We start from the raw sequence: 23619 nt of genomic DNA, 5'->3' as shown, positions 1-23619 counted from the left end.
GACTTCGATGTCGCGTCGGCCTGGTCGATTGGCCGGGCCCAATCCTATTTTGCCAGCGACCTGTCCCTGCCCACGGCGGCCTTGGTGCGGAAATAGGCCTCGGACACCAACTTGTTCGGCTTGGTGAGCAACTGGTCCGCCTTGGAATAATATTCGAGCGCCGCATTAGGATCTTCGGGCAACAGTACTTCCTGGCACGCGCCCATATTGTAGAGAATCGCGATGTTAGTCTGGTTGGCCCCGGCGAAAAGCGTCTCGAAGATCGCGCAGGTCCGGTCGAGGCGGCCGGCCGCCGCAAAGGCGATTGCGTTCGAGAACTGCTCCGATTCGGGCTTGGGCAATTTGCCCGGCTTGTCCATGAAGGTCACAGTGACCGACCTGTTGTACGGCGCCACATCCATCCGGATCTTGTCGGCAACCTCGGTCCGCAATGCATTGAGCAGCGCGTCGGGCGACGCGACCACAGGCTTGGCCGGCTCGGTCTTCTTCTTCCCGAACAGGCCGCCGAGCAGGTCTCCCAAGCTCCCGGTGCTCTGTAGCTGTCCGCCGCAAACCGTATACTCCCCCTGTGAGGACACCGTTTGGGAATAGATGATCGCACCGCCCTCGACGCGTACCGCGCGCGGCGTGACCGTATACTGGCCGACGACCTTGGTGCACGGAATGTTTCGCGTCTCGTAGCGCTTGCATTTTAAAAAGCCCGCGCTCTCGGCGCAGATTTGCTCCTGCTTGATGAAATCGGTGCTGTTTATGGAAGCCGATCCGACCGTGCCGGTGAAGATCACCTTGACGCCCAGCTTCTGCCCCTGGCGTATCGCGGCCGCCACTTCCGCCTTGGAAATGTCGGTGACCGAGCGATAGTTCATGCTGTCGAGCGTCTTGACCGTGAAGATCGAGCGGCCGTCCAATTGTGCGGACTGGAGCGAGGCAGTGAGCGTCGACGCGAAGATTTCGCCATCCTTGCCGTTGAAGTTCAGAACGCCGATTGTCTCGGCGTCGGAGACGGCGGGAAATTTGGGTTGGAAGCGCGCGTCATATTTCGCGGTCTTCTGAGCGAGAGCAGGCGTCGAGACCAGCGCGCCAGCCGCCATCGCCAGCACCAGGGTAACGCTCTTCATTGTCATCTCCTGCTACCTCGCTGTATTTGTTCGCGCTATTTGCGAAGGATCACGATCGCTGTGCTGGGACCGCGCTTGACGAGCAGCTTGACGCGGCCCTGCGCGCCGAGCGCTCCTGACAACTGCGTTGCCGGAGACGCGCTTCGGCTCGTCGCCGCGGTGTTGATTGCGACGATCACGTCGCCGGGAAATAACTGACCCGAAGCGAGTCCGCGCGAATCCACTGCGTCGACCGCGATGCCTGCTCCGTCGTCGCTCGGCCGGACCCTGATCCCCAGGCCGGAGACGGCTTCGGCCGGGAACGCGACCCGCGCAGGTTCCGGTGCCGGCACCGGGGCCGGAGCGGCCGATGTCGCGGAAAAATCGGCCAGCCGCGTCCGCGCCAGATCGGCGAATTTCCCCTTCGAGTATCTGGTAAGATAGGAATCGCAGGGCGCGCGCGACGCGCCGGCGCGACACAGCGACCAGGCTTCGGCTTCGAGGTCGAGCGTCAGCGTTGGCGCAACCGAGGCGGTGGCTGCCGCCGGCCGGAAATAGAATTCCCGGCTCGACAGCGAGCCATAGGTGAATGGCTCCTGCTCGCCCGCGGTCTCCTGCAGCACGTCGTCGCGGACCTTGCGGAACACGAGATTGATTTCGTTTCCGGGCTCGATGAGGCGCCGCGCCAGCGCGCGGGCAAAGGGGCTGTTGCGCGCGCTTCCGTCCGCCGCTGTCCTGCCCGCCTTGGCGGCATAGACGACCAGGCTTTCGCCTGCCGGCTCGATCGGCGCCAGCCCGCGCGACGCCGCGCGGCTGCCGCCCGCTCGGACCATCGTCGTGTCAAAGGGATTGTTCCGGCATGCATCCAGGATCACGATCCGCAGCCGCTTGGCGCCTTCGGTCATCTGGAGGAGCGTATCAAGCTTGATCGCTTCCATTTCCGCATCGCGGTCGCGCGCGAGGCGGGCGTCGACGGGAATGAGATAGTTGGTGTTGCTCACCTCCATCCCGTGGCCGGCATAATAAATCACCGCCACATCGGCCTTGTCGGCGAGAACGCTGAAGTCGCGCAGCGCAGTCTCCATGCCGCTGCGGGTGCCATTTTCGACGACCTTGATGGTGTCGAACCCCAGCGCGGTCAGCGTCGTCTTGATCAGCGCAGCATCGGCGGCTGGATTCGCCAGCGGACGAGTCTGCTCATACTTGGAATTGGCGATAATGAGCGCGACCTTCGAGACCGAAGTCTCAGGCGTCGCGCCCGCCGGAGCAACGCACGCGAAAAATGCCAGAATCACGGCCAACAAACCACAGAAAATGACGCGTGAAGCCCCGCTCATCTCCAGCATCCCCCTTGTCCGCGAAAATCTCCACCCCAGAAAGAGTCGCAGATTACATGAAATCATAGGCAGATGGCCTGGTGTCTGCAAGGCGCGACCATGCCATTGTCGATGCAACTGCGCAGATCGAGGCTTCGACTATCCAGTCAGAGCTATTCTCTGCGGGCAGGTTTCCCGCGAGAAAATCCTGGAACTCGGTCGTGCCTCGAAAACTTTTTTCGGGGCGGCGCGCACACCCCTTCACCGGCCCCCTTGATATCTGGTCAGAGGCGCTCCCGCCTCGCTGATGGAGGGAACCATGCTGAACATTCGTCTGACGGCCGTTGCCGTTGCCTTGGCCGGCGTCCTCGGTGCGACCGCTCCTGCTCATGCGCAGCTTGCCGCGAGCGCGGAGTCGATCGAAAGCTCGAACGCGCCCTCGACCTATATCGGCGGCGATGTCGACATCGATGCGCAGACCAACGTGCTCGCCAGCATCGTGCTCGGCGACGGCTCGACGGCGCGCGCCGACCAGGGGATCGTCTACGAATCGACCTATGTGGGCGGCAATCTGCGGATGCGCTGCCGCAGCAACGTCCAGGCGGCGATCGTCCTGGGGGACAATTCGACCGCTTCGGCGAGCCAGTGCTCGATCGGCGCGCCGAAGCGCTGAGCCGAGTTCCTCCGGCCCCTCCCCGACAAGCTTCGGGGAGGGGTTTTTTATCGGCCCGCTCCAGGGTTCCGAAGGAGACAAGCTATGTGGATGCTTCGCTGCTCGACCTGGCTCATCGCATTCCTGGCTGCGAGCGCGGCCATCGCCCCGGCGCAGGCGCAACTCGCGGCGAAAAGCTCCGTCGACATAACGGGTCCCCCGAGCGGGCGCGATCTATCCGACGGCGGCTATATGGGAGCGCGTGTGGAAAGCCCGACGGTGATCGATGCTCGGAAGAACCCGGACATCCTGTCGATTACCGTGACCGGCCATATCGGTTCGAGCGAACGCGATTGTTTCATCCCGGCTTCGGCATATGACGCCAAGGTTATCACGAGCTGCGGCACCATCGGCTCCGCAGAGCGTCGCCGCATGATCGTCCTCGATGACAAGGAATTTGCCGCCAGAATGAACCTGCATCACGAGCATTGAATTGAAGGGACGATGATCGTCCGTTGCTATTCTGCAGGCGCGTGGCGTGAAACAAATTCTCCGAGGATCATTGCCCTTGTGCTTCGCGGTGGCGCTATCGTCGGGATTCCGTACTTGTGAGCGCTGAATTGTGCCGATAGCTTCGCGCATCGACAAGGGGGCATGATGACGCAACTGGGGCAGGACGAGCGCCATTGGCTCGAGTCCAACTGGACGAGCATGAGCCGGTCGGTGCTCAATATCGTGGTCCCGCTTGCCGACGACGTGATCGAAGCGACGATCACCGCCGGCGAACCCAGCGACCCATGCTGGACTCGCTTCGTCGACCGCGCCGCGCGCGCGCTCGACCGGATCCGCGCTGCCATCGCGGCACAGGAGCGCGGCGGGGCCGGCCCTGGCCGCAGCAGCATGTACGCCGCCGCGATCAGCCTTTTTGGAGATGCCGACCCGATGCGGGAAGAATTGATTCGTGCGCGCGAGCGCCTGTCGGGGAAGGAGGGCGGCGCAGTGGCCTGGGCCTGCCTGCGCAGCGGCCTCTACCGAATGCGGCTGCGCGCGACCGCCGATGTAGAGAATCGCGCGAAGACCTGGCAAAGGCTGCGGCCGATCGTCGCGCTGGTCCGCGACGGGGCGGGCTGGCACGCCGCATATGACGATCCCGCGTCAAGCTATTCGGACGAGCTTTGCGAGCTGGTCGCGGCGCATGTCCGCGCCCACCATGCCAGCGATCACAATCTCCCGCGCGAGGCCGATCGGGTGAAGGGGTTCTTCGCGCAGTTCTGCGAAGACTTTTTCGAACCCGACGAAGTCCTCGAGGTAACCGAGGATGACGTCGAGATGCTTCCCGATCTCGAGCGGGGGCTCGCCTATCTGCGCGAGTGCGCCAAGGCGCTGGTGAGCCCGTTCGCCGAAGTCTATGAGACGTCGCTCCATCGCGGAGACACGACGGTCTCCGCATTTTGCCTGCGCGCGGGCATGGACCGGCGCAGATTTCACCACATCCGCGTCAAAGCCGAAGCGCAGCTCACCGACTGTGTGACGCGCAAGCTGCGTGAGCGCATGATGGCGGCGGTACGATGACGAGTTCCGAGATACGTGCGCTCGCCGCGATCCTCAACCGCCAGCACGAGGCGGCGGAGCCCGACGCGCTCGAAGTCGCACGGCCCCGTCTCGAAGCCTATGCGCGCGGCGAGCCGTGGCGCGAGGAGGACGCCGCGCTGGTCTGGACCTCGCCCGCGGCGCGCCGCGCCTATGTCGCCGCGCGGCGCGCGGTGCTCGCCGAGCTGGAGAGCCACTGGTCGGACAGGCAGTTTGGCCGCGAGTTTCTCCGGCGCGCCGCCGACGACGGCAATTCGAACGAGCTGGTGCTTGGAGAAGCCGGTGTCACCATCCGGATCCTGCAGGCCCCGGGATCGGGCGACTGGCTGATCAGCGTCGCGCTGTCCCCCGACGCGCTGGCACTGATCCCGGTGGGGACCAAGGTCAGGCTCGTCGACAGCGGCGGCGTCACCTGGCTGGCGGGCGAGCCGGATCGCGATGGCGGCGTGGACGCGTTCTGGGAGCAGCCCGAATCGCCGATGGCCCGGCTGCGCGATCACAGCCTGTCGCTGGGATTTCTCTGATTCATGACCCGCCAGGCCGTCGCCGAGATCGCATTTCCGATCGTGGTGCTCGGCGAGGCCGTGCTGACCGAAGTGCGTGTCGAACGGATGCCCGCGCTCGATCGCGAAGAGCGGTTCGCGGTGGGCCAGCAGCGCGGCGACGCCCTCGACATCCTGACCGACGCGCGCGCCGACGAGGCGGACGAGCGACGGCTGGACGGCGTCATGGTCCGGTTCCTGCGCCGCGACTTTTCGGGCATGTCGTTCGGGCTCGCGCTTGCGCTCGCCGACAAGCGCGCGCGATATGCCGCGCCGCCCGGCCGCGTGATCGCCACTGGCCGCCTTCCGTGCGGCGGGCGCGGGGCGCTGGCGCCGGTCGAAGGGTTCGATGCCAAGGTCCGGTGTGTGCTGGCGAGCCTCGACGCCGATGGGCCGCCGCTGGTCTTTGCCTGCGCGGGCGAGAATCTGCGCGCGGCGCTGGAGACCACGCGCGCGTCGCTGGCTGCGGCGGAGAAATCGGGAAAGATCTTTGTTCGCGCCGCCGAGCAGCTCGCCGAGCTGTCGGACCTGTGGGGCAGCGCGGAGCGCGATGGCGTCGCGCAGCCAAGCAGCCGGGGGCTCCGCACATGGCAGGTTCTGGCCGGAGCGGCGGCGACTGGACTGCTGCTCATCGCCGGGATGGGCTGGTGGCAAAGCGCGCGGGACGCCCCGTTGCGGGCCTGCGAAGCCGCGTTGGAAGCGATCGAGGCGGAGGCGGCGCGCGACCGCACGGGCATTGCCGCGGCGGTCGAGCGGTGCGGCGCCGCGGCCGCCGCGACGCCCAAGTCGGGCCGTGCGCTGTTTCTCGCGGCGCAGTCGCACGCGCTCAACGGCGGCGATCGCCTCGCTTCGGCCTATTGGAAGCGCGCGGCGCTTGCCGGCGACCGCGACGGGCTGGCCGCTCACGGCCGCGACCTGTGGCTGTCGGGGCCGGGTGATGCGGATTCGATGCGTGCGGCGTTGAAATTCCTGAATGCCGCCGCGGACAAGGGATCGGCCGCGGCGCTCGAGGATATGGCGGAAATCTACCGCGACGGACTCGGCGTCCCTGCGGACCTGGGCCGCGCCGAGGCCTTGTTGAAGCGCGCGGAGCGCGTTCGGGAGGAGCAGCGCAAATGAACATCTGGTTGACGATTCCGGCGCTGATGTCGGCGGCTGCGATCGGCGCGGCAAGCCCGGTGGAGGGGATCGGGCTGAACGTCGCGGTCGACCGGCCGGCGGGAGTCTATGCCGTCGGCGACACCATTTCGCTCACGGTCTCGGTGGCGCGTGACGCGGCGGTCCGCGTCTGGCTGCGCGATCCGTCGGGCAAGATCACGCCGGTGATTCCCGCCCGTGCCGAAGGCGAGCCGATCCGCGTTCGCGCCGGCGAGCGGGCGCGGCTGCCGCGCTCGGGCGGGTTACGGATCACCCCGCCTGCCGGGAAATACGAATTCCTCGTTACCGCCACCACCGACGGGGGCGGGGACCGGTCGCTTACCGACGCCGATTCAAGACTGGCCGGCCGGGCAGTGCGCGAACAACGCAGCGTTTCCTTCAAGGTGGAGCAAATTTAGGAGTGGAAAATCGAGAGGAACGTGCACATGCTCGATTTGCCCCACCCGATACGTATTTGGGAGCGCGGCGAGTGAGACGCGCATCTGGGAGAATCAACATGCGGACGACCGTCTTTCTTGTTGCGGGTGCGATGTTCTTGACGCCGGCAATGGTGCCGGCCGCCCATGCGCAGCTCGCCGAGATCAGCGGCGACGTCGAGCAGAGGTCCGACGTCTCGACGATGGCGGCGGTCGCGCTTGGGCCGAACTCGCGCGCGACGATCGTGTCGAGCAGCGTCCAGGAAGGCGCCGAGGTCGATGGCTCGGTATATCAGCGCTCTAGCGGCGGGCTTCGCGTTGCGGTGGCCGCCGGGGCGGCTTCGCGCGCATCGATCGCGGAGTCGACGATCTGCGGCCAAGTTCATGGCGATGCGCGGCAGTCCAGCAACATCCGCACTGCGGCCTCGGTCTCGCTTCTTCCGGGCGGCGGCAGTCGGATCAGCTCGGCGTCGGCGGGCCCGGGCCATCAGGGATCGGTGAGCCTGTTCGTCTCGGCTGGCACCGTGGTCGCCACCGATTTCAACCCATGGGGGCGTTCGACGATCATTCTCGGTTCGACGAACCGCGGCTGCTGAGGGGAAAAGCAATGCGCACCGGCCTTGTTTTCCTGGCACTCGCGGGCGCCCTGACCTGGGCGTCCGCCGCGAATGCCCAGCTTGCGGATCCGCCGCGCTACGATCCTGAACTGTCCGGCCCTCCCACCCCCGCACCCATGGCGCGGCTCAGGACGCAGGAACTCGATCTGGGCACGCAGTCGACGCAGAGCTCGCTCGAAGTGGTGACGGCGACGCAGATGCTGCGCACGATGGTCGCGCCGCCCAAGCCGCAGATCGTCCGCTGCGACCCGCGCACGCTGCCCGACGCCCAGGCCAGCACGCGCGAGGGGCTGGCGCAGCCGCGCCCGGATGAACTGGTGCTCGGCAGGCCGGGCATGGCGGTGGTCGCCAACGATATCTACTTCATGGGCACCAGCGACGGCACGCAGTGCCCGCAGATCGGGGAAGCGATCCGGCTGCCGCCGTTTTTCAACGAGGTGCAGCGTTGATTGTGGCGGGCCGATGCGGGACGGCGGCACTTGCCGCTATCGCGACCCTCGCCGCCACGCCGTCCCTGGCGCAAAGCCGGCCCCATCCGGGGCGGGCGCAAGCTGCGCCGGTCGACGCGGAAAGCGCGTTCGAGCCGGCGCTGGAGTGCATGGACGAGCTCCTGTCGCGCAGCAATTCGGTGGGGGCGGGGCACATTCTGGTGCCCGTGCCGATCGCCGATCCGTCGGAAAAGGGCGGGTTTACGCGCGACATGATAATCGGCGCGGCGACGAAGATGTCGCAGCGGAGCCACTTCTTCAAGCTCATCCTCGATCCGGCGCGCGTCCCCAAGCAACAGGGCTATTTTCAGACGGGAGGCTCGGTAACCGGGTTCGAGCAGCAGATCGAAACCAAGGACACGGGAGGCGGCGTCTCGATCGCTTCGGCGATCGGCGGCACGGCGACCAACCGGACCGGCATCTCGAACCTGACGGTCTCGCTCTATCTGATCGGGCCCAACCAGGAGCTGATCGACGGCACCTATCATTCGCGAACATTGAGGTTGGAAGCGAAAGGCAAGTCGCGGTTCCTGAGCGGCTTCCTGAGCTTTCTCGGCGGGTCGCTCTCGATGACCACGTCGCGCTCGGAGGGGCCCCAGGCCGGGGTGAAGGCACTGATCGATCTGGCGATGATCGAGGCGGTCGGTTCGCTGGCGCAAGTGCCCTATGCGACATGCCTGGCGCGCGTGGCGAACGCGGAAACCACTGATGCGCGCTGGAAGAGCTTCACGCGCATGAAGGCGCCACAGCAGCGCGCCCTTGTCGTCGCGGAGCTGGTGCGTCGCGGCCTTGCCCCGGCGAACCCGGACGAGGTTCAGCTCAAACAGGCGATCACTGCCTTCGAGCACAGCCAAGGACTGGCGCCGAGCGGGCTGGTTCGCTTCGAACTCTATGAGGCGCTGATGCGGCTCGAGGACGTGGTCGCGCCCATGAACCGGCCGGCCATGGGAAGGCCCGCGGTCAAGGTGTCCGGCGTGCCGGGGCCGTTCCGCTATGCGCCCAACGCAATACCCAGGGTCAGGAAAGGCGACAAGCTGGGATTCCAGGTAACCGTTGCCGAACCCGCCTATGTCGCCTGCTATTATACCGATGCCGCGGGCAAGGTGACACGCGTGTTTCCGAACCGGTTCCGTCCTTCCTACCGGCTGTCACCCGGCGAGATATTGCGGATGCCGGGCGAGCAGGATCCCTATGTGATCCAGCCGGAGAAAAGCGGTTCGGGCGAGTGGTTCACCTGCTTCGCCGCTCGCGAGGACTTTGTTCAGCGCATCGCCGGCGCTGTCCCCGATTCGGACTTCGATCCGCTCGACGGGTTCCGTTCGGCGGGACAGCTTGTCGACGCCGCGCTCGCCGCCGACCCCACGCTTTCGACCGACACGCTCACCTTCCGCGTCGAGTAGGCGCCGGTCAGCTTCAGATGCAGATGTCGACGCGCCGGTTCTTGAAGCTGGTCAGATCGGTGGCGTCGATCGGCATCGTCGTGGCCATCCCTCGCGCCTGAACGCGATCCGCGCGAACGCCGCCCACGATGAGCCGCTGCGCGACGGCTTCCGCGCGCGCCTGCGACAGCCGCAAATTGGTCTCGAAGCTGCCCGTCGCGTCGGTATGGCCGCGGACGAAGAAGCGGACATGCGCATTTTCGGGTGTGACGAGCGCTGTCGTCAGGGCACCCAAGGTCTTCTGGGTCTGGTCGTCGGCGGATATCCGGGCGGAGCCGCGATCGAACAGGATCAGATTGAAATTGAGCGCAACCGTGCATGTCGCGGGATTCGACGCGACCGGGGAAGGCACAGGTCGAGGCGGTGGCGGGGCCACGACATCGGCGGGCCGGCGGCCGTTTCCGGTGCGATCGTCCACGCCATTCTCGATCGTGAAGGTACGGGTGTTGGATGGAGCGGCGTCGCCAGAGCGCGCTTCCGTTCCCGCTGTGCGGTGGATGCTGCGAATCATCTCGTCGACGCTCATCTCCTGCGCCGAAGCCGCGGAAGGGCACGCCAAGATGCCGGCGGCGAGAAAAATCAATGTCCGCATGGCCTGGTCCCCCAATCCTTGCCCGTAATCGTCATCATAACCGTCTTGCGCATTTGGGCAATTGGAATTGCTCGCTCAGAGATTCATCGAATACTTTCATTCTTGACGATTCTATCGCCGTTAGACCTCACCATTCATTTTGTTGAGCGTTCATGCCGGCAGTGGTTCAATCGCCGGCCGATCGGGTGGCTTGCTGGCTGTGGTCGAGGTGGCAACGGGGCTGCCACCGCTGCCGGCGGTTGCGCAATAGTCGGCGATCCGAATCGGGCTCAGGCCGCTGCTGGATTGAGCAACCCTTGGCGACAATCCTCAGGTTCATCCAGCGCGCGCAGCAACTCCGCGGAAGCGAGCGACGGCAGCGCAGACGCCCTACCGCCAGAACGCGAACGAGGCTCAGTCGCCGGCACGATAGAACATCGGATTCCTCATCCAATCTGCGACAGCTGATTCCCGCCAACCTGCGCAACGTGTGCTGATCTTGATGTTCCGCGGGAACGTCCCGTTGTCCATCTTCCGGTACATGGTCGATCGGCTGAGGCCGGTACGGGCGAGGACGCTCTTGAGGCGGAGAATGCGGTCGGGGCTGTCGGTCTGCATGGTATCACCTTGAACTGAGTACGCCTGAGTGGTGCTCCCTCGGCAAAGTTGAGACGGAATTCGGCAGGAGAAAAGACCCTCTCGGGGGCACGTAGGGGCATTGGCGGTGTTAGGCGCGATAAAGGCACCCCAGCGTAGATTGCTGTGATCACGGGCAAAGTCCCATGGCGTCTCACGCCTGCGGCGTGACCGCGCTCTACGCCGCGAATCGCGGCGCCGAGTCGCTCTGCGGCGTCTCGGCCCGTCCGGGTTTCGATCGCATGACGCGAGGGCCGGCTCCTGCCGGCAAACAGAACGCGGGGATCAGTTGAGCGCACACTGGCGGGTCTTGCGAACCTGCCAGAGGTCGCGGTGCTTTTGGTGTCCGCGTGGCACACTCGATCCGGCCGGAGGGCACGGCGGCGGCTGGCGCACAGCATGCGCGCGCACGCCGCCGCGCCGGACGTCCGGATTCGAGAGTGCATATTTTTCGGGCTCCGCGAGCCCCGGGAGCGCTGCGCGCTGACTCTGCTGCGGTCACCGCGCCTGGGCGCGGTGGCGTTGGCCTCCGGCTTCGATCTGGCGGGGTGGGCGTCGCTACCCTCTAGTCCCGCCGCGGCGTGCCGCAAGCCGAGCTACGCTCGGCTCCTCCTCTTCGTTTCGGCCCTCCGGGTGCGGCCCGCCTCTGCCGGCGGGACTGCCGGTCCGCTCCTGCCGCCCACCCCGCCATTCCGGCGCCGGTTGCGGTGTTTGAAGAGGAGTGAAGGATCATGGAACTCAAGCATATCGACATCGCCAATCTCTCCGTTTCGGCTGCGAACATGCGGGCGAAGGGGAAGCCGGACATCACCAACATCCTGCCGTCGATCCGGGCGCGGGGCATCTTGGTTCCGCTTATCGTGCGGCCAGCGCAGGCCGAGGACCGGTTCGAGATCGTGGCGGGCAAGCGGCGCTACCATGCGGCGCGCGCGCTGGCAGAGGAGAGCGGCGAGAGTGAGCCGTTGCCGTGCGCGGTGATGGCGGCGGGCAACGACGCAGCGGCGCTGGAGGCGTCGCTGATCGAGAACGTCGCGCGGCTGGACCCGGACGAGGTGACCCGATGGGAGAGCTACACGCGGCTGGTCCGCGAGGGGCGTTCGCCCGAGAGCATCGCGCTCACCTTCGGGCTGACCGAGTTGCAGGTGAAGCGGACGCTGGCGCTGGGCAACCTGCTGCCCCGCATCCGCAACCTGTACCGCAAGGGCGACATAGACGTCTCGACCGTGCGGCATCTGACTCTCGCGTCCAAGACACGGCAGCGGGAATGGCTGGCGTTGCTCGACGATTCCGAAGTCTATTGCCCGACCGGGCATCAACTCAAGGCATGGCTGTTCGGCGGCGCTTCGATCCCGGTCAGTGCAGCACTGTTCGACGTGTCCGACTATCCCGGCGAGATCGTGTCCGACCTGTTCGGCGAGGAGCGGTATTTCGCCGACAGCGCGAGCTTCTGGACCGCGCAGACCGCTGCCGTCGAGGCGAAGGCGGAGAACTATCGCGAGGCGGGCTGGACCGAGGTCGTGGTGCTGCCGACCGGCGAGCCGTTCCACAATTGGGAGCATGAGCGGTGCCCAAAGCGCAAGGGCGGCAAGGTGTTCGTCGCTGTCAGCGCGCGCGGCGACGTGGCGGTTCACGAGGGCTATATCTCGCTCAAGGAAGCGCGGAAGCGCGAGCGGGGTGAGGCTATCGAGAAGCCGGTGCGGCCCGAGGTCAGCAGCCCGATTCAGAACTATGTCGATCTGCATCGTCACGCAGCCGTGCGGGCGGATCTTGCAGGCAGCCCGGCGCTCGCGCTGCGATTGATGGTGGCGCACGCCATCGTCGGTTCGCCGCTATGGAACGTCCGGGTCGAGGCGCAGCGTGCCGCCAGCGATGCGATTGCCGAGAGCGTGGAGAGCAGCGCGTCGGAAGCGGCGTTCGACGAGAAGCGGCGGGCGGTACTGGCGGGGCTCGGGTTCGATCCCGAGACGCCCACGGTGACCGGCGGCTATGACGGCGAGCATGGCCTGGCAGGACTGTTCGCCCGGCTGATCCAGCTTCCCGATCCCGCGGTGCTGGACGTGGCGGCGATCGTCATGGGCGAGACGCTCGAGGCGGGCAGCGCGCTGATCGAGATGTTGGGTTCAATGCTCGGCACCGACATGGCCAAGGTCTGGCAGGCCGATGACGCGTTGCTCGACATGATCCGCGACCGCGAGGTGCTGCAACTGGTTCTGGAGGACGTGGCGGGCGAGAGCGTGGCGCAGGCCAACGAGGCTGCCACCGGCAAGGTCAAGCGCAAGATCGTCCGCGACTGCCTGACGGGCGAGAACGGACGCGCCAAGGTCGAAGGCTGGGTGCCGAAGTGGATGGCGTTCCCGCCAGCCACGTACACCGAGCGCGGTGGTGTCGCGACCGTCAGCCGGGCGGCGACCGTCGCCGAACTGGCAGCTTCGCCCGAGCCCGAGCCGCTGCGTCAGGCAGCCTGATCCAGTCTGGCGGCCACTGCGCCGCCAGATACCCCAAGACTTGGAGGACATCATGACCGATGATCCTGATCCCGACGTCAAGCGGTTGGAACGAGCGGTCCGCAAGCTGCCCCGGTTGCAGCGCGAAATCTTCCTCGCGGCCCGGCTCGACGACATGAGCTATGTCGAGATCGCCGAGCGCACCGGCCTTTCCGTCCGGGAAGTGGAGCGGGAGATAGCGAGGGCGCTCGTGAGCATCGCCCGCCGCATGGACCGGCAACCCCGGCGCTGGTGGCGCCGCTGATCCGGACCTCGCCGGGCTTCGGCCCGGCGAGGTTTGCGGTTGTCGCGGCGCGGGCTAGGAGTGCGATGATGAAGACTGACCTCGATCACCTTCCGAGCGGCAAGCAGCGCGAATTGCAGCATGTGGTGCGCGTGCTTTTCGAGGAGTTCGAGCGCGAGATCGGGCTTGCAACCCAGCCGTGGAAGAAGCGCGGGCGCATCCTCAAGGTAATCCTCTACGGAAGCTATGCGCGCGGCGATTGGGTCGACGATCCGGTCGGCGGCTACAAATCCGACTACGACATCCTCGTCGTCGTCAACGACGCCAAGCTCACCGATCCGGTCGAATATTGGGGCAAGGCCGACGATCGGCTGATGCGTGACGCCACCATCAACGAGGCGCTCAGTGCGCCAGTCAATTTCATCGTCCATGACCTCGCCGATGTGAACAGCCAGCTGACCCACGGACGGCCGTTCTTCGTCGACATCGCGCGGCAGGGGATCGCGCTGTACGAAGCCGAAGGGTTCGAGCTTGCGACACCGCGCGTGTTGCCGCCGGAAGAAGCGCGCGCGGAGGCTCAGAATCATTTCGACTACTGGTTTCCGAAGGTCGCGAGCGCTACTCGTGGGGCTGCACGATACGTTGAGGATGGTGAGCGCAATGATGCCGTCTTCACCCTGCATCAAGCCGCCGAGAGAGCGTATCATTGCGTCTTGCTGGTACTGACTCTCTACAGCCCGAAGTCGCACAAGCTCAATTTTCTGCGCTCGCATGCCGAGGAAGTCGCGCCCGAGCTGATCGCGGCATGGCCGCGCGCCGACAAATTCAGTCGCCGCTGCTTCGAACTGCTGCGGCAGGCCTATGTGAATGCGCGATACTCGCCGCACTACGAGATCAGCGACGAGGAATTGCGCTGGCTCGGCGAGCGCGTCGCCGAGCTTCAATCGCTAGTGAAGACGGTCTGCGAAAAGCGGCTCGCGCCGCGCGATTGATCACGCGGCGCTCGCATGCTTCAGGCGGTTTTGGCCGCGCGCGGTGCGCGCTTCGGCTTCTCGGCAGGCGCGGCTGCCGCCGCTCTGGCCTGGCGACCCTTCGATCCCAGGCCGATCTTGTGCGCCATCTCCCGACGCGCCGCCGAATAATTCTCGGCGACCATCGGATAGTCGGACCGCAGATTGTAGCGCTGGCGATATTGCTCCGGGGTGAGCCCATGTCCGGATAGATGCCGCTTCAGCGTCTTGTACGGCTTGCCATCGATCATCGAGATGATGTGATCCTTGGACGCGAGCGATTTGCGCACCGTGACCGCCGGTTGATATTCTTCCGAGACGGGTGCCTCTTCCGCCGCCTCGGGCGTGGCAGTGGAACCGCCGGCCAGTTCGGTGATAGTCGCATGCATCGTTCGCAGGAACCCCGGCACGTCTTCGGCGGCAACGCGGTTGTTCTGGTTGCCGAGCCAGGCGATCGTGAGTTCGGTTGCGAGCTCGACCGGGCTCAAAGTGTTTTCGTCGGACATGGGGTTCCCGTTCCAGTTGTTTGGCGACCACTCTGACGCCGATGATTGACGATCCCCCCGGATTGATCTGGCCCATGTCGCTTCTCCGTTTCGGATGCAACCACGGAGATGCTTAATCGTCGGCAGAATCATCGAATGCGCGCTTGCCTCGCCGTCGCCAGAGCGCGAGCGCCTGCTCACGGCGTTCGCTCCGCAACGTCGCCGCGCCTTCGACCATCAGGCCGAAGATCACGGCGCGATCGTCGTCGGTCAGCTCGACAAGTCCGGCCTTGGCGACGAGGCCGCCAAGTTCGATCAGCTGGCGCGTTCGCTCGCGGCGTTTCACGACCCATTCCCGCTTGTCGTCACGCGCGATCCTGGCGCTCAGCCGGTGACGCGCCGCCGTCGCACGCCTGAGCGCCGCGCGTGTCCTGGCGAGCGCCGCCGCCAGTCCGGCGTGAGCCTTGAAAGAACGCCGCGCCCCGCTTGCGCCAGCCCTCCTTCGCGGCGGGGTCTTTGCTGTCGACCGCACTCAGCAATGCGCCCGCAAGCTGCTCGATCGGCAACCCATCGGCGCCGGTCGCAGCCACCAGCTCGCCGAGCTGCTGCACCTTGCGTTCCTTGAGCTGCCTCGCCTTGTCGCCGAGCGCCTTCAGCTCCGAATCATAATCACGGGGTTTGCGCATGACACTGTCCTCAATTGTGTGTGGAGGATGTGTCAGTTAGTAACTGCATCGATCAGTACAAATGTCGTGAAATGTCTTGGGACGACTATTTCCCGAGAAAGATAAATTCTTTCGAGGGCGCGCTTATACGTCGTGCCGACGTCGCTTGTGTAGTGTAGATGGATTGCCGCCATGGCGATCTATCACTTCTCGGCCAAAGTCATCTCGCGGGCTGCCGGCTCTTCGGCATTGGCGTCTGCTGCGTACCGCTCGGCCTCGCGGCTGCGCGATGAGCGGCTCGACCGGAGCCAGGACTTCTCCAACAAGGCAGGCGTCGTCCATTCCGAAGTGCTGCTGCCGGAGGGCGCACCGGAGCATCTCGCCGACCGCGAGCGGCTGTGGAACGAAGTCGAGGCAGTCGAGAAGCGGATCGACGCGCAGCTCGCGCGCGAGATCGAGTTCGCGATTCCCCGAGAGATGACGAAAGAGCAAGGGATCGCACTCGCGCGCGACTTCGTCCGCGGTGAGTTTGTGGACCGCGGCATGATCGCCGACCTCAACGTCCATTGGGATATTGGCGCCGATGGCGAGCCCAAGCCGCATGCGCACGTCATGCTGACGATGCGCGAGGTGGACGCCGACGGGTTCGGCAAGAAAAACCGCGACTGGAACCGCGCCGACCTGCTCGAGAAGTGGCGCGAGCGGTGGAGCGGCCATGTCAACGAGCGGCTCGCCCAGCTCGATATCGATGCGCGGATCGATCACCGCTCGTTGGAAGCGCAGGGCATCGACCTCGAGCCCCAGCACAAGATCGGCCCGGCGGCGTCGCGGATGGCAGCGCAGGGCCTCGAGTCCGAGCGTGCCGCCGAGCATCTCGAGATCGCGCGCTCGAACGGTGAGAAGATCATCGCCAGCCCGGCGCTCGCGCTCGATGCGATCACTCGCACCCAGGCGACGTTCACCACCCGTGACCTCGCCCGGTTTGCGCACCGGCATAGCGACGGCAAGGACCAGTTCGATTCGGTGATGGCGGCGGTGCGCGGATCGCCCGAGCTGGTCGCACTCGGCAGCGACGGGCGCGGGGAGGAGCGCTTCTCGTCGCGCGACATGATCGAGACCGAGCAGCGGCTGGCGCGCGAGACGCAGGCGCTGGCGGAGCGCGAGCGGCACCGCGTCGGAGCGCGCGACCGCGAACGCGCGCTGGCAAATGCCGAACGGCGCGGGATGCTGCTGTCGGGCGAGCAGCGCGCGGCGTTCGAGCATCTTACCGATGCCAGGGACCTCGGCATCGTCATCGGCTATGCCGGCACGGGCAAATCCGCGATGCTCGGCGTTGCGCGCGAAGCTTGGGAGAGCGCGGGGTATCAGGTGCAGGGGCTCGCGCTCTCCGGCATTGCTGCTGAAAATCTCGAGAGCGGTTCGGGCATCGCCTCGCGCACGATTGCCAGCATCGAGCATCAATGGGGGCAGGGCAGGGAGCTGCTGACCGAGCGCTTCGTGCTCGTCATCGACGAGGCAGGCATGATCGGCTCGCGGCAGATGGAGCGCGTCATCGGCGAAGCCGAGAAGCGCGGCGCCAAGGTCGTGCTGGTCGGCGATCCCGAACAGCTCCAGGCGATCGAAGCAGGGGCGGCGTTCCGCGCCACTGCCGAGCGGCACGGCGGCATCGAGATCACCGAGGTTCGCCGCCAGCGTGAGGACTGGCAGCGCGATGCGACACGCCATCTCGCCACCGGGCGAACCGGAGAGGCGCTGGACGCCTATGCCCGAGCCGGAATGCTGGTCGAGTCGGAGACCCGCGCGGAGGCGCGCGAGGCGCTGATCGACCGCTGGGATGGCGACCGGGTTGCCGACCCGGCGCACTCTTCGATCATTCTGTCGCATACCAACGAAGAATGCGATGAACTGAATGGGCTGGCCCGGGACCGGATGAAGCGTGACGGGACGTTAGTCACTGAAGTTGCTGTGAAAACGACGGGCGGCGAGCGCTTGTTTGGCGCCCAGGACCGCATCATGTTCCTGCGCAACGAACGCGAACTGGGCGTGAAGAATGGCTCCCTTGGCACCATCGAACAGGTTGATCGCGCCCGCATGGCAGTGCGGCTCGACGATGGTCGGCGGGTCGCGTTCGACCTCAAGGACTACGCCGACCTCACCCACGGCTATGCGGCCACGATCCACAAGGCGCAGGGGCTCACCGTCGATCGCGTCCATGTGCTGGCCACGCCGGGCCTCGATCGCCACGCTGCCTATGTCTCGCTGTCGCGGCACCGCGACGCGGTGCATCTCCATTATGGCCGTGACGACTTCGAGGGCGTCGAACGGCTCGCCCGCACGCTGTCGCGCGAGCGGGCAAAGGACAGCGCGCTCGATTACCAACAGAGTGCGACGCGCTTTGCCGAGCGGCGCGGGTTTGATCGATCGCGCATCCTCGACGCAATGGCGCGCGCGCCGCTGGTCGACCGCAGCCACACGGCACCCGAACCGCCGAAGCGTGGCAGGTTCGACGGGTTGCGGCTTCGCGTGCACGACGCTGAGCCAACAAGGCCCCGCAGCCGGTTCGACGGCCTCAGGCTATCGACCTCTCCGGCGCAAGCCCCAAGCGATCGGCACTCCGCGCTTGGCACGGCGGTCCAGCGCTACGCCTGCGCCGTACAGGACATCGATCGCATGACCGGGCAAAATCTCCCTGCGCTCGAATATCAGAAGGCCGCTAAGCTTCAGGCTGCCCAGGCGCTCGACGCTGCCCATGCCAACGGCGCGCGCGACCTCGACGCGGCGTTCGCGCGCGAACCCGGTCTGGTCGGCGAGGCGGCCAATGGCCGCACTGCCGGCGCTATCCGCCAGATGCAGCTCGAGGCGGAGGTGCGCACCAACCCCGAGCTTCGCGCCGACCGGTTCGTCCAGCGTTGGCAGCAACTTCGCGAGCAGCGCGATAAACTCCCCGGATGGCAGGACCGCGATGCGCGCGGCGCCATCGAAAGCCACCTGCGCGCCATGGCCAAGGGGCTCGAAGCCGACCCGGCGCTCGGCGCCGCGCTCAGACGCCGTGGCGGCGAGCTGATCGGGCGGCAATGGTCGCTCGAATGGGCGCCCGGCAGCCATGACGGCGGCATCGGTTCTGCGCTCGCGGAGCAAGCGCGGACGCGGTCGATCGCCCAGCAACTGACGCTCTCGATCGATCGCGGGCGCAATCTGGGGATCGGACTATGACAGACGAGACCATTGCCCCGCAAGCAGGCGACATCGACGATCCGGAGGTCGCGTTCGCAACCATGAGCCGCAAGCTGGCGGGGCTGACCGCCGCCGTCGAAGGGTTCGCGGCGCGACAGCAGGAGCTGCATGCGCGCGATTACGGGCCTGACCTCGCCAAGATCCACGAGCGGTGGAACATGGTGGTGGAGTCGTTCGAGATGCTCGCGGACAAGCCAGGGGTTGCGCTTACCCTCGAGACGATCGGCCAACAGATCGCCGAAGCCGGCGCGCAGGTAAGGGCCGTCGACCATCAGGCATGGGACCAGGCCAACCGAGAGCTGGGCGTCGCGATCCGGTCATTACACGGCATGGTCGAGTCCGCAGCGACCGCTGAGAACCAGAAGCGTTGGATTATCGGCGTTGCCCTGGCAGCTTGGGTTCTGGGGCTCGCGCTGGGGGCGATCCTTCCGACGGCGGTCGCACGGTCGGTGCCTGAGAGCTGGCGCTGGCCGGAGCGCGCCGCGGCGCAAATGCTCGAGCGCACAGAATGGGATGCTGGCGTACACCTGCTCCGGGTGGCTGACCCGGCGCGGCTGCGCGCTTTGGACGACGCCGCTCGGCTTGTGCAGGACAATGCGAAGGCGTTGGCGGAATGTCGCAAGCGTGCCGCGCGACCCAGTGACCGGATTAGGTGCCGAATCGAGGTAGGAACGCCGAAGGTTCGTTGAAGCCGCTCGTCTGGATTGCGCCTCATAATTTGCCAGGGGCGAACTGTTTCATCGATCCTGAAAGCGGTGTTTCCTTTCTGACGGGCTGAACGTGCTTAGGTCCTGTTGACAAAGTTAGGCAGCCACCGGCGGATGGCGGCGAGATTGAGGAAGCTGGCGAACGAAAGTGCGGTCTTGTCGTATCGGGTAGCAATGCGGCGTTGATGCTTGAGGTGCCCGAACATGCGCTCGATGCGGTTCCGGTCTCGGTATCGACGGAAGTCGCAGGCGATGGGTTCGCGCCGGTTGGCCTTTGGCGGGATGATCGGCAGGATACCGCAGATCAACAGGTTTGCCCGGACCGCATCGCCGTCATAGCCTTTGTCGGCCAGCAGCGCCTTGGGCTTGTTGACCGGCAGCGCCATGAGGTCGTCGACCGCCCCGTAGTCCGACGCTTCGCCGCCCGTCAGGATGAAGCCAAGAGGGCGCCCTTGATTGTCACAGCGGGCGTGGACTTTGCACGTAAAGCCGCCGCGTGATCGACCAAAAGCCTCCTTATGAGTCCCCCTTTAGCGCCCGCTGCCGAAACATGGCCGCGAACCGTGGTGCTGTCGATCATGTGCTGCCAGTCGTCGGTCAGCCCGAAATCGACCAGCGTGGCCAGCATCGCATCCCAGACGCCTTGTTCCGCCCAGCGCCGGAACCGCACATAGACCGAGTTCCACTTGCCGTAGCGCTCGTGCATGTCGCGCCAGGGGCAACCGACCCGCAGCACATGCAGCATGCCGTTCAGAAATCGCCGGTTGTCATGGGAGGGCCGCGCCTTTCGGCCGCGCTCGGAAGGCAGCAGCCCTTCTAGCACCGACCATTCTTCGTCCGTCAGATCGCCTCGCGCCATTGCCGCTCCCCGCAAAGAGCAGCCTTGAATCAGAGATCAGGCCGTTTGGGAATCAACTTTGTCAACATGGCCTAGGACAGGCAGACAGGGCGATGACGCGAAATGTGCCTCGACCAGCGCTGGATCCGCTCTCGACATCGCCCTGTCCCTACGGAATAGAGGGACTAGATCCCTTTCGCGCCCCGCGGCAAGGAGCATTGGAAGCCGCGTGATCAACCCTCCCGTAATGGCATTGCGTCGAAGATCGGAAGAGCTCTTCGCTTCCGCTGAGCGTGAAAAGCTCCACGATTCTGACTCAGCCGCATTGCTGTTATTCTATGCGGCCGAATGTGGGCTCAAGTCCGCGTACATGCTGCAGAACAACTTGAAGTACACCGATGAAGCGCGCGGCAGCGCCAAATCTGCGCGCAGCTTCTCGCACAACATCGTCGCACTCATTCAGGCGCTGAACATTTCGCGCGCTAGTGTCAAACCGGTGCCGGCAGTGGTGACGGTTCGGCTCGGGCTGAACGGAACACCAGCGGTCCTCCACGAGGCTTGGCGCTATGGCGAAAAGATTCAGGATACTAACGCAATCTACGACTGGCTAAAATCCCTGCTGGAATGGTGTAAGAAAAACAGATGAGCACTCCCGATCATTCCCCAGTCACCTGGGTTGACGTTGCTCGCTGCCTGGCAGGTATCGATCCCGCCCGGTCGCCCTTGCCCCCGGAAATTGCCAGTGCGCGGGTTGGTTGGTTTGGCCTATTGTTCGAAGCCACCGCAGCCGTGGACTCTGAGCAGCTAACCGCCGCACTCGAAACGCTTTTCCCCTCGCGGATCAGGCAGAACCCGCTGCGGATCGAACTCGAAGGCGGCCAGTCGGCCAGCGATCTTGCGGTAGACGTCGACATCGTCACCGATCAGGGAACATCGAGACAGCCTTTCGGGGTGATAGACGGATGGATCGATTTCCGGCCTGCCGACGCGCAAGGCCCGCAGAGACAAATCCCCATCGCGGCAGCGTTGAGCGTCAAAGGGGGTACGGGTCGCACCACGACCGCCGTCGCATTTGCCCTGCATTGGGCCGCCACCAGCGAGCGTCCTATCCTGCTTGTTGACGCGGATCTTGAGGCGCCGGGAATCAGCTATCTTTTCGAAGCATTTGCTGGGCACCCCAAGACGTCCTTGGAAGACCTGATCGCCCTGGCGCATGCAGAAGAGACCGATGGTGCGCCGGAAACGACGCAGTTCGTTGCCGAACGGCTTCGCGACCATCTGCTGCCCGGCAATATCTTCGTTCTGCCCCTGCGGCGCGATATCGCCGAATTAGCAAGTTCGTCGGTCCGGCCCGAGCATCTTTCCACCCCGGAACGTCCGTTCGCGCTCGCCGACCTGCTCTCCAGCGTCGCGGCACATCTCGGCGTCGCAGGGATCGTCGTCGATGTAAGGGCAGGCTTGGTCCCCATCGGCGTCAACCTTGCGATGGATCCAAACGTCTCGCCAATCTTCGTTACTACCTTGGCCGACCAGTCAATCAAAGCAACGGCGGGCTTTGTCAGCTTCCTTGCGCGCGAATTCCGCAGGAACGGAGCGGCCCCGCGCAGACCCCTGCTGGTCGTCAATCGTGTCCCCGTTCTCTTCCGACAGACGGGAATGGACAAAAAGATCACTGAGCCCTTGACCGCCGAGCTGTTGAATTCGCTTGTCGGCGATGCTCCAGTAGAGGTCGGCGCGGGCGAGGACCTGTTCGCGAGCGCCTTTGACATCCAGCCTTTTGTCCAAGTCGATGTACCGGAACTTCCCGACATTCAGGTACCGACCGGGAATTGGCGGGACTTCGTCGAACAGCTGGGCAGCAGCGGATTTTCGCGTGCCTTGGCAAACGGTAGCGAAGAATTTGTCGCCACCGAATTGTCCTTCAAGACAGTGCCGACCACTCATGAGCCGGAAACACCATCCCCTGCAGTTGCTGATCGGCGCCAGGCGTTGAGCGCATTCGCCAACCAACTGATTTCAGCCGAGAACGTCCAAGGGACCGTGCCACGTCCGTTGGTCACTCAACCGCTCAGTGCCCTAGCGTCGCGATACAAGTCCGAGGTTCCGATCGCGATCGCGGAAGGCGCAAAGGGCACCGGCAAGACGCTCGCTGCGCGCTTCATCGTCTCGAAAGGCGAATGGAGCCAGGTCGCCGCCAATCTGGTCGGCGGCGACAATGCCATCCCTGCGGCGGTTGTGCCGATCGCCGCATCAATTCAGTCGAGCGCCATTTTGCAGCAGGAGGCGGACGACGCCCGTCGCGCCGTTGCCGAGAAATTAGGTTATGGTGCGCCGCTGAACATCTTCGAGACGACGAGATATCTCAAAGAGAAGCTGCAGAGCAATCTGAGCGAGAGCATTTGGGTATCGATCTGGCTCGATGTGATTGCATGGAGCGCCGGCTACAAAGCTAGGACCGAAGGGGCAGGCGAAGCGTTCTTCGACGTGCTTCGCGCAGGATCGACATCCATCGTGGCGGTCTTCGAAGGATTGGAGGAACTCTATTCGTCCGTCGTCGATCCGGGTGTCGAATTGGCGATGCGTGCGCTCCTCATCTCGCTTCCCCAGAAACTACGGTCCGAATTGCGGCGGCCGATCGGAATGATCGCATTTGTGCGCCGAGACACCGTTGAGGCCGCGATCCGTCAGAACCTCGATCAGTTCAGGCGCGAATATGCTGCTTTCGCGCTCAGTTGGACGGAAGACGATGTCTTGGAGCTCGCTGCTTGGCTCGCATCGCAGTCGCAGGCGATTCCGAACCTTTGGGACACGGACTTCCAGAATCTTTCGTCGGCCGAACGCGCGACGAAGCTCGAGCCGCTCTGGGGCACCAAACTCGGGCCGGACGACAAGCCAGGCCAACGTACACGGGAAGCCTACACCGCCACCTGGATCGTTGCCGTTCTTTCCGATCTGCGTGGGCGCCTCGTGCCCCGCGATCTGGTTCGTCTTCTCGCAAGCGCAGCAACGGTCGCGCCGGAGGGCGATGAAGCCGCGCTCTATGCGGGACGCTTGTTGACTCCCCGCTCGCTGCGGACCGCGGTCGAATCCACAAGCACGTCGAAGGTGGAAGAAACCGAGGAAGAGATTGGTGAACTCAAGCCTGCCTTCGCCAAGTTCAAGTCACAGGCCGATGAGCTGGCCGTACCGCTCAGCCAGGAAGTTGTTGATCAGCTCGGGCTCACGGATACGGAACTCGCAGCGCTGATCCGCCACGGCATCATCTTCGGCGACAAACCGCCCTACGAGGTGCCGGAACTCTTTCGGCGGGGGCTGGGCCTCAAGCATGCAGGGGCGCGGCGAAGTGTGGTGAACCTCTACAATCGCGCGCGAAAGCGATCCTAGAGCGGCTCCGCGTAAAGTGGATTGGTCGGGTCGCCGGGGAGAACGTC

23 protein-coding genes and 1 pseudogene are annotated in these 23619 nt (G+C 65.1%); 16 read left to right on the top strand and 8 right to left on the bottom strand.

Translation table 11 applies throughout. The annotated features are described in order from the left end of the window. Nucleotides 1–44: 44 nt before the first annotated feature. Entirely contained in the window at nucleotides 45–1118 is a 1074-nt protein-coding gene (locus ACG3SL_RS12730) for a hypothetical protein (RefSeq protein ID WP_448661522.1), read from the bottom strand. A gap of 35 nt (nucleotides 1119–1153) precedes the next feature. Further along, nucleotides 1154–2443: a caspase family protein gene (locus ACG3SL_RS12725; RefSeq protein ID WP_448661521.1), complete on the bottom strand. Its 1290-nt coding sequence runs from the start codon at nucleotides 2441–2443 to the stop codon at nucleotides 1154–1156. A gap of 289 nt (nucleotides 2444–2732) precedes the next feature. Between ACG3SL_RS12725 and ACG3SL_RS12720 the strand changes: the two genes are divergently transcribed. The 9 genes from ACG3SL_RS12720 (at nucleotide 2733) to ACG3SL_RS12680 (ending at nucleotide 9276) form a co-directional block, all read left to right on the top strand. Next, nucleotides 2733–3086 (top strand): hypothetical protein, encoded by a 354-nt coding sequence (locus ACG3SL_RS12720; protein ID WP_448661520.1) that lies wholly within the window; start codon nucleotides 2733–2735, stop codon nucleotides 3084–3086. Between the two features lie 84 nt (nucleotides 3087–3170). Continuing rightward, the gene (locus ACG3SL_RS12715; RefSeq protein WP_448661519.1) at nucleotides 3171–3557 is read left to right on the top strand and encodes a hypothetical protein; all 387 of its coding nucleotides are present in this window, start codon (nucleotides 3171–3173) and stop codon (nucleotides 3555–3557) included. A gap of 162 nt (nucleotides 3558–3719) precedes the next feature. Beyond that, nucleotides 3720–4637 (top strand): hypothetical protein, encoded by a 918-nt coding sequence (locus ACG3SL_RS12710; RefSeq protein ID WP_448661517.1) that lies wholly within the window; start codon nucleotides 3720–3722, stop codon nucleotides 4635–4637. Then, complete coding sequence (locus ACG3SL_RS12705) at nucleotides 4634–5179, top strand: hypothetical protein (RefSeq protein ID WP_448661516.1); 546 nt, start codon at nucleotides 4634–4636, stop codon at nucleotides 5177–5179. The genes ACG3SL_RS12710 and ACG3SL_RS12705 overlap by 4 nt, the downstream gene beginning before the upstream one ends. Nucleotides 5180–5182: 3 nt before the next feature. After that, nucleotides 5183–6316, top strand: coding sequence for a hypothetical protein (locus ACG3SL_RS12700; protein WP_448661515.1), 1134 nt, complete (start codon nucleotides 5183–5185; stop codon nucleotides 6314–6316). After that, nucleotides 6313–6753: a DUF4384 domain-containing protein gene (locus ACG3SL_RS12695; protein ID WP_448661514.1), complete on the top strand. Its 441-nt coding sequence runs from the start codon at nucleotides 6313–6315 to the stop codon at nucleotides 6751–6753. Before ACG3SL_RS12700 ends, ACG3SL_RS12695 begins: the two co-directional genes overlap by 4 nt. Before the next feature lie 98 nt (nucleotides 6754–6851). Then, the gene (locus ACG3SL_RS12690; RefSeq protein WP_448661513.1) at nucleotides 6852–7367 is read left to right on the top strand and encodes a hypothetical protein; all 516 of its coding nucleotides are present in this window, start codon (nucleotides 6852–6854) and stop codon (nucleotides 7365–7367) included. A gap of 11 nt (nucleotides 7368–7378) precedes the next feature. Further along, nucleotides 7379–7837, top strand: a complete 459-nt coding sequence (locus ACG3SL_RS12685; RefSeq protein ID WP_448661512.1) for a hypothetical protein — start codon at nucleotides 7379–7381, stop codon at nucleotides 7835–7837. Between the two features lie 149 nt (nucleotides 7838–7986). After that, nucleotides 7987–9276, top strand: coding sequence for a DUF4384 domain-containing protein (locus ACG3SL_RS12680; RefSeq protein ID WP_448661511.1), 1290 nt, complete (start codon nucleotides 7987–7989; stop codon nucleotides 9274–9276). 13 nt (nucleotides 9277–9289) lie between these two features. Here ACG3SL_RS12680 and ACG3SL_RS12675 read toward each other — a convergent pair whose 3' ends face one another. Both ACG3SL_RS12675 and ACG3SL_RS12670 read right to left on the bottom strand, forming a co-directional pair. Continuing rightward, nucleotides 9290–9907, bottom strand: coding sequence for an OmpA family protein (locus ACG3SL_RS12675; RefSeq protein WP_448661510.1), 618 nt, complete (start codon nucleotides 9905–9907; stop codon nucleotides 9290–9292). A gap of 393 nt (nucleotides 9908–10300) precedes the next feature. Continuing rightward, the gene (locus ACG3SL_RS12670) at nucleotides 10301–10504 is read right to left on the bottom strand and encodes a helix-turn-helix transcriptional regulator (RefSeq protein ID WP_448661508.1); all 204 of its coding nucleotides are present in this window, start codon (nucleotides 10502–10504) and stop codon (nucleotides 10301–10303) included. A 749-nt stretch (nucleotides 10505–11253) separates the two neighbouring features. Between ACG3SL_RS12670 and ACG3SL_RS12665 the strand changes: the two genes are divergently transcribed. The 3 genes from ACG3SL_RS12665 (at nucleotide 11254) to ACG3SL_RS12655 (ending at nucleotide 14241) form a co-directional block, all read left to right on the top strand. Continuing rightward, nucleotides 11254–12987 (top strand): ParB/RepB/Spo0J family partition protein, encoded by a 1734-nt coding sequence (locus tag ACG3SL_RS12665; protein ID WP_448661507.1) that lies wholly within the window; start codon nucleotides 11254–11256, stop codon nucleotides 12985–12987. Nucleotides 12988–13039: 52 nt separating this feature from the next. Beyond that, complete coding sequence (locus ACG3SL_RS12660) at nucleotides 13040–13270, top strand: sigma factor-like helix-turn-helix DNA-binding protein (protein WP_448661506.1); 231 nt, start codon at nucleotides 13040–13042, stop codon at nucleotides 13268–13270. 68 nt (nucleotides 13271–13338) lie between these two features. Further along, nucleotides 13339–14241: a HEPN domain-containing protein gene (locus tag ACG3SL_RS12655; protein WP_448661504.1), complete on the top strand. Its 903-nt coding sequence runs from the start codon at nucleotides 13339–13341 to the stop codon at nucleotides 14239–14241. Between the two features lie 20 nt (nucleotides 14242–14261). Here the strand turns inward: ACG3SL_RS12655 and ACG3SL_RS12650 are convergent, their stop codons facing one another. The 3 genes from ACG3SL_RS12650 to ACG3SL_RS12640 all read right to left on the bottom strand — a co-directional run bounded on the left by ACG3SL_RS12650 (nucleotide 14262) and on the right by ACG3SL_RS12640 (nucleotide 15430). After that, a complete protein-coding gene (locus tag ACG3SL_RS12650; protein ID WP_448661502.1) occupies nucleotides 14262–14765 on the bottom strand; it encodes a MucR family transcriptional regulator in 504 nt (167 codons plus the stop codon). Nucleotides 14766–14877: 112 nt separating this feature from the next. Further along, nucleotides 14878–15090, bottom strand: coding sequence for a conjugal transfer protein TraD (locus ACG3SL_RS12645; protein ID WP_448661501.1), 213 nt, complete (start codon nucleotides 15088–15090; stop codon nucleotides 14878–14880). A gap of 19 nt (nucleotides 15091–15109) precedes the next feature. Continuing rightward, on the bottom strand, nucleotides 15110–15430 hold the full coding sequence (locus ACG3SL_RS12640) for a conjugal transfer protein TraD (protein WP_448661500.1): 321 nt from the start codon (nucleotides 15428–15430) through the stop codon (nucleotides 15110–15112). A 171-nt stretch (nucleotides 15431–15601) separates the two neighbouring features. Between ACG3SL_RS12640 and traA the strand changes: the two genes are divergently transcribed. After that, a complete protein-coding gene (gene traA, locus ACG3SL_RS12635; RefSeq protein WP_448661499.1) occupies nucleotides 15602–18622 on the top strand; it encodes a Ti-type conjugative transfer relaxase TraA in 3021 nt (1006 codons plus the stop codon). After that, on the top strand, nucleotides 18619–19332 hold the full coding sequence (locus ACG3SL_RS12630) for a DUF6118 family protein (protein WP_448661498.1): 714 nt from the start codon (nucleotides 18619–18621) through the stop codon (nucleotides 19330–19332). The genes traA and ACG3SL_RS12630 overlap by 4 nt, the downstream gene beginning before the upstream one ends. A gap of 95 nt (nucleotides 19333–19427) precedes the next feature. On the opposite strand, the pseudogene ACG3SL_RS12625 reads toward ACG3SL_RS12630, so the two are convergent. Further along, a pseudogene (locus ACG3SL_RS12625) lies at nucleotides 19428–20209 on the bottom strand (IS5 family transposase). Between the two features lie 208 nt (nucleotides 20210–20417). On the opposite strand from ACG3SL_RS12625, the gene ACG3SL_RS12620 reads away from it, so the two are divergent. Continuing rightward, nucleotides 20418–20834, top strand: coding sequence for a hypothetical protein (locus tag ACG3SL_RS12620; RefSeq protein ID WP_448661496.1), 417 nt, complete (start codon nucleotides 20418–20420; stop codon nucleotides 20832–20834). Beyond that, nucleotides 20831–23572 carry a KGGVGR-motif variant AAA ATPase gene (locus tag ACG3SL_RS12615; RefSeq protein WP_448661495.1) on the top strand — a complete coding sequence of 914 codons (2742 nt, stop codon included), beginning with the start codon at nucleotides 20831–20833 and terminating at the stop codon, nucleotides 23570–23572. Before ACG3SL_RS12620 ends, ACG3SL_RS12615 begins: the two co-directional genes overlap by 4 nt. Nucleotides 23573–23619: the final 47 nt, after the last annotated feature.

The sequence above is a fragment of the Sphingomonas degradans genome, assembly GCF_053502645.1.
Note: the sequence above shows the minus strand (reverse complement) of the source record. Positions and strands in the feature narration are given on the sequence as shown.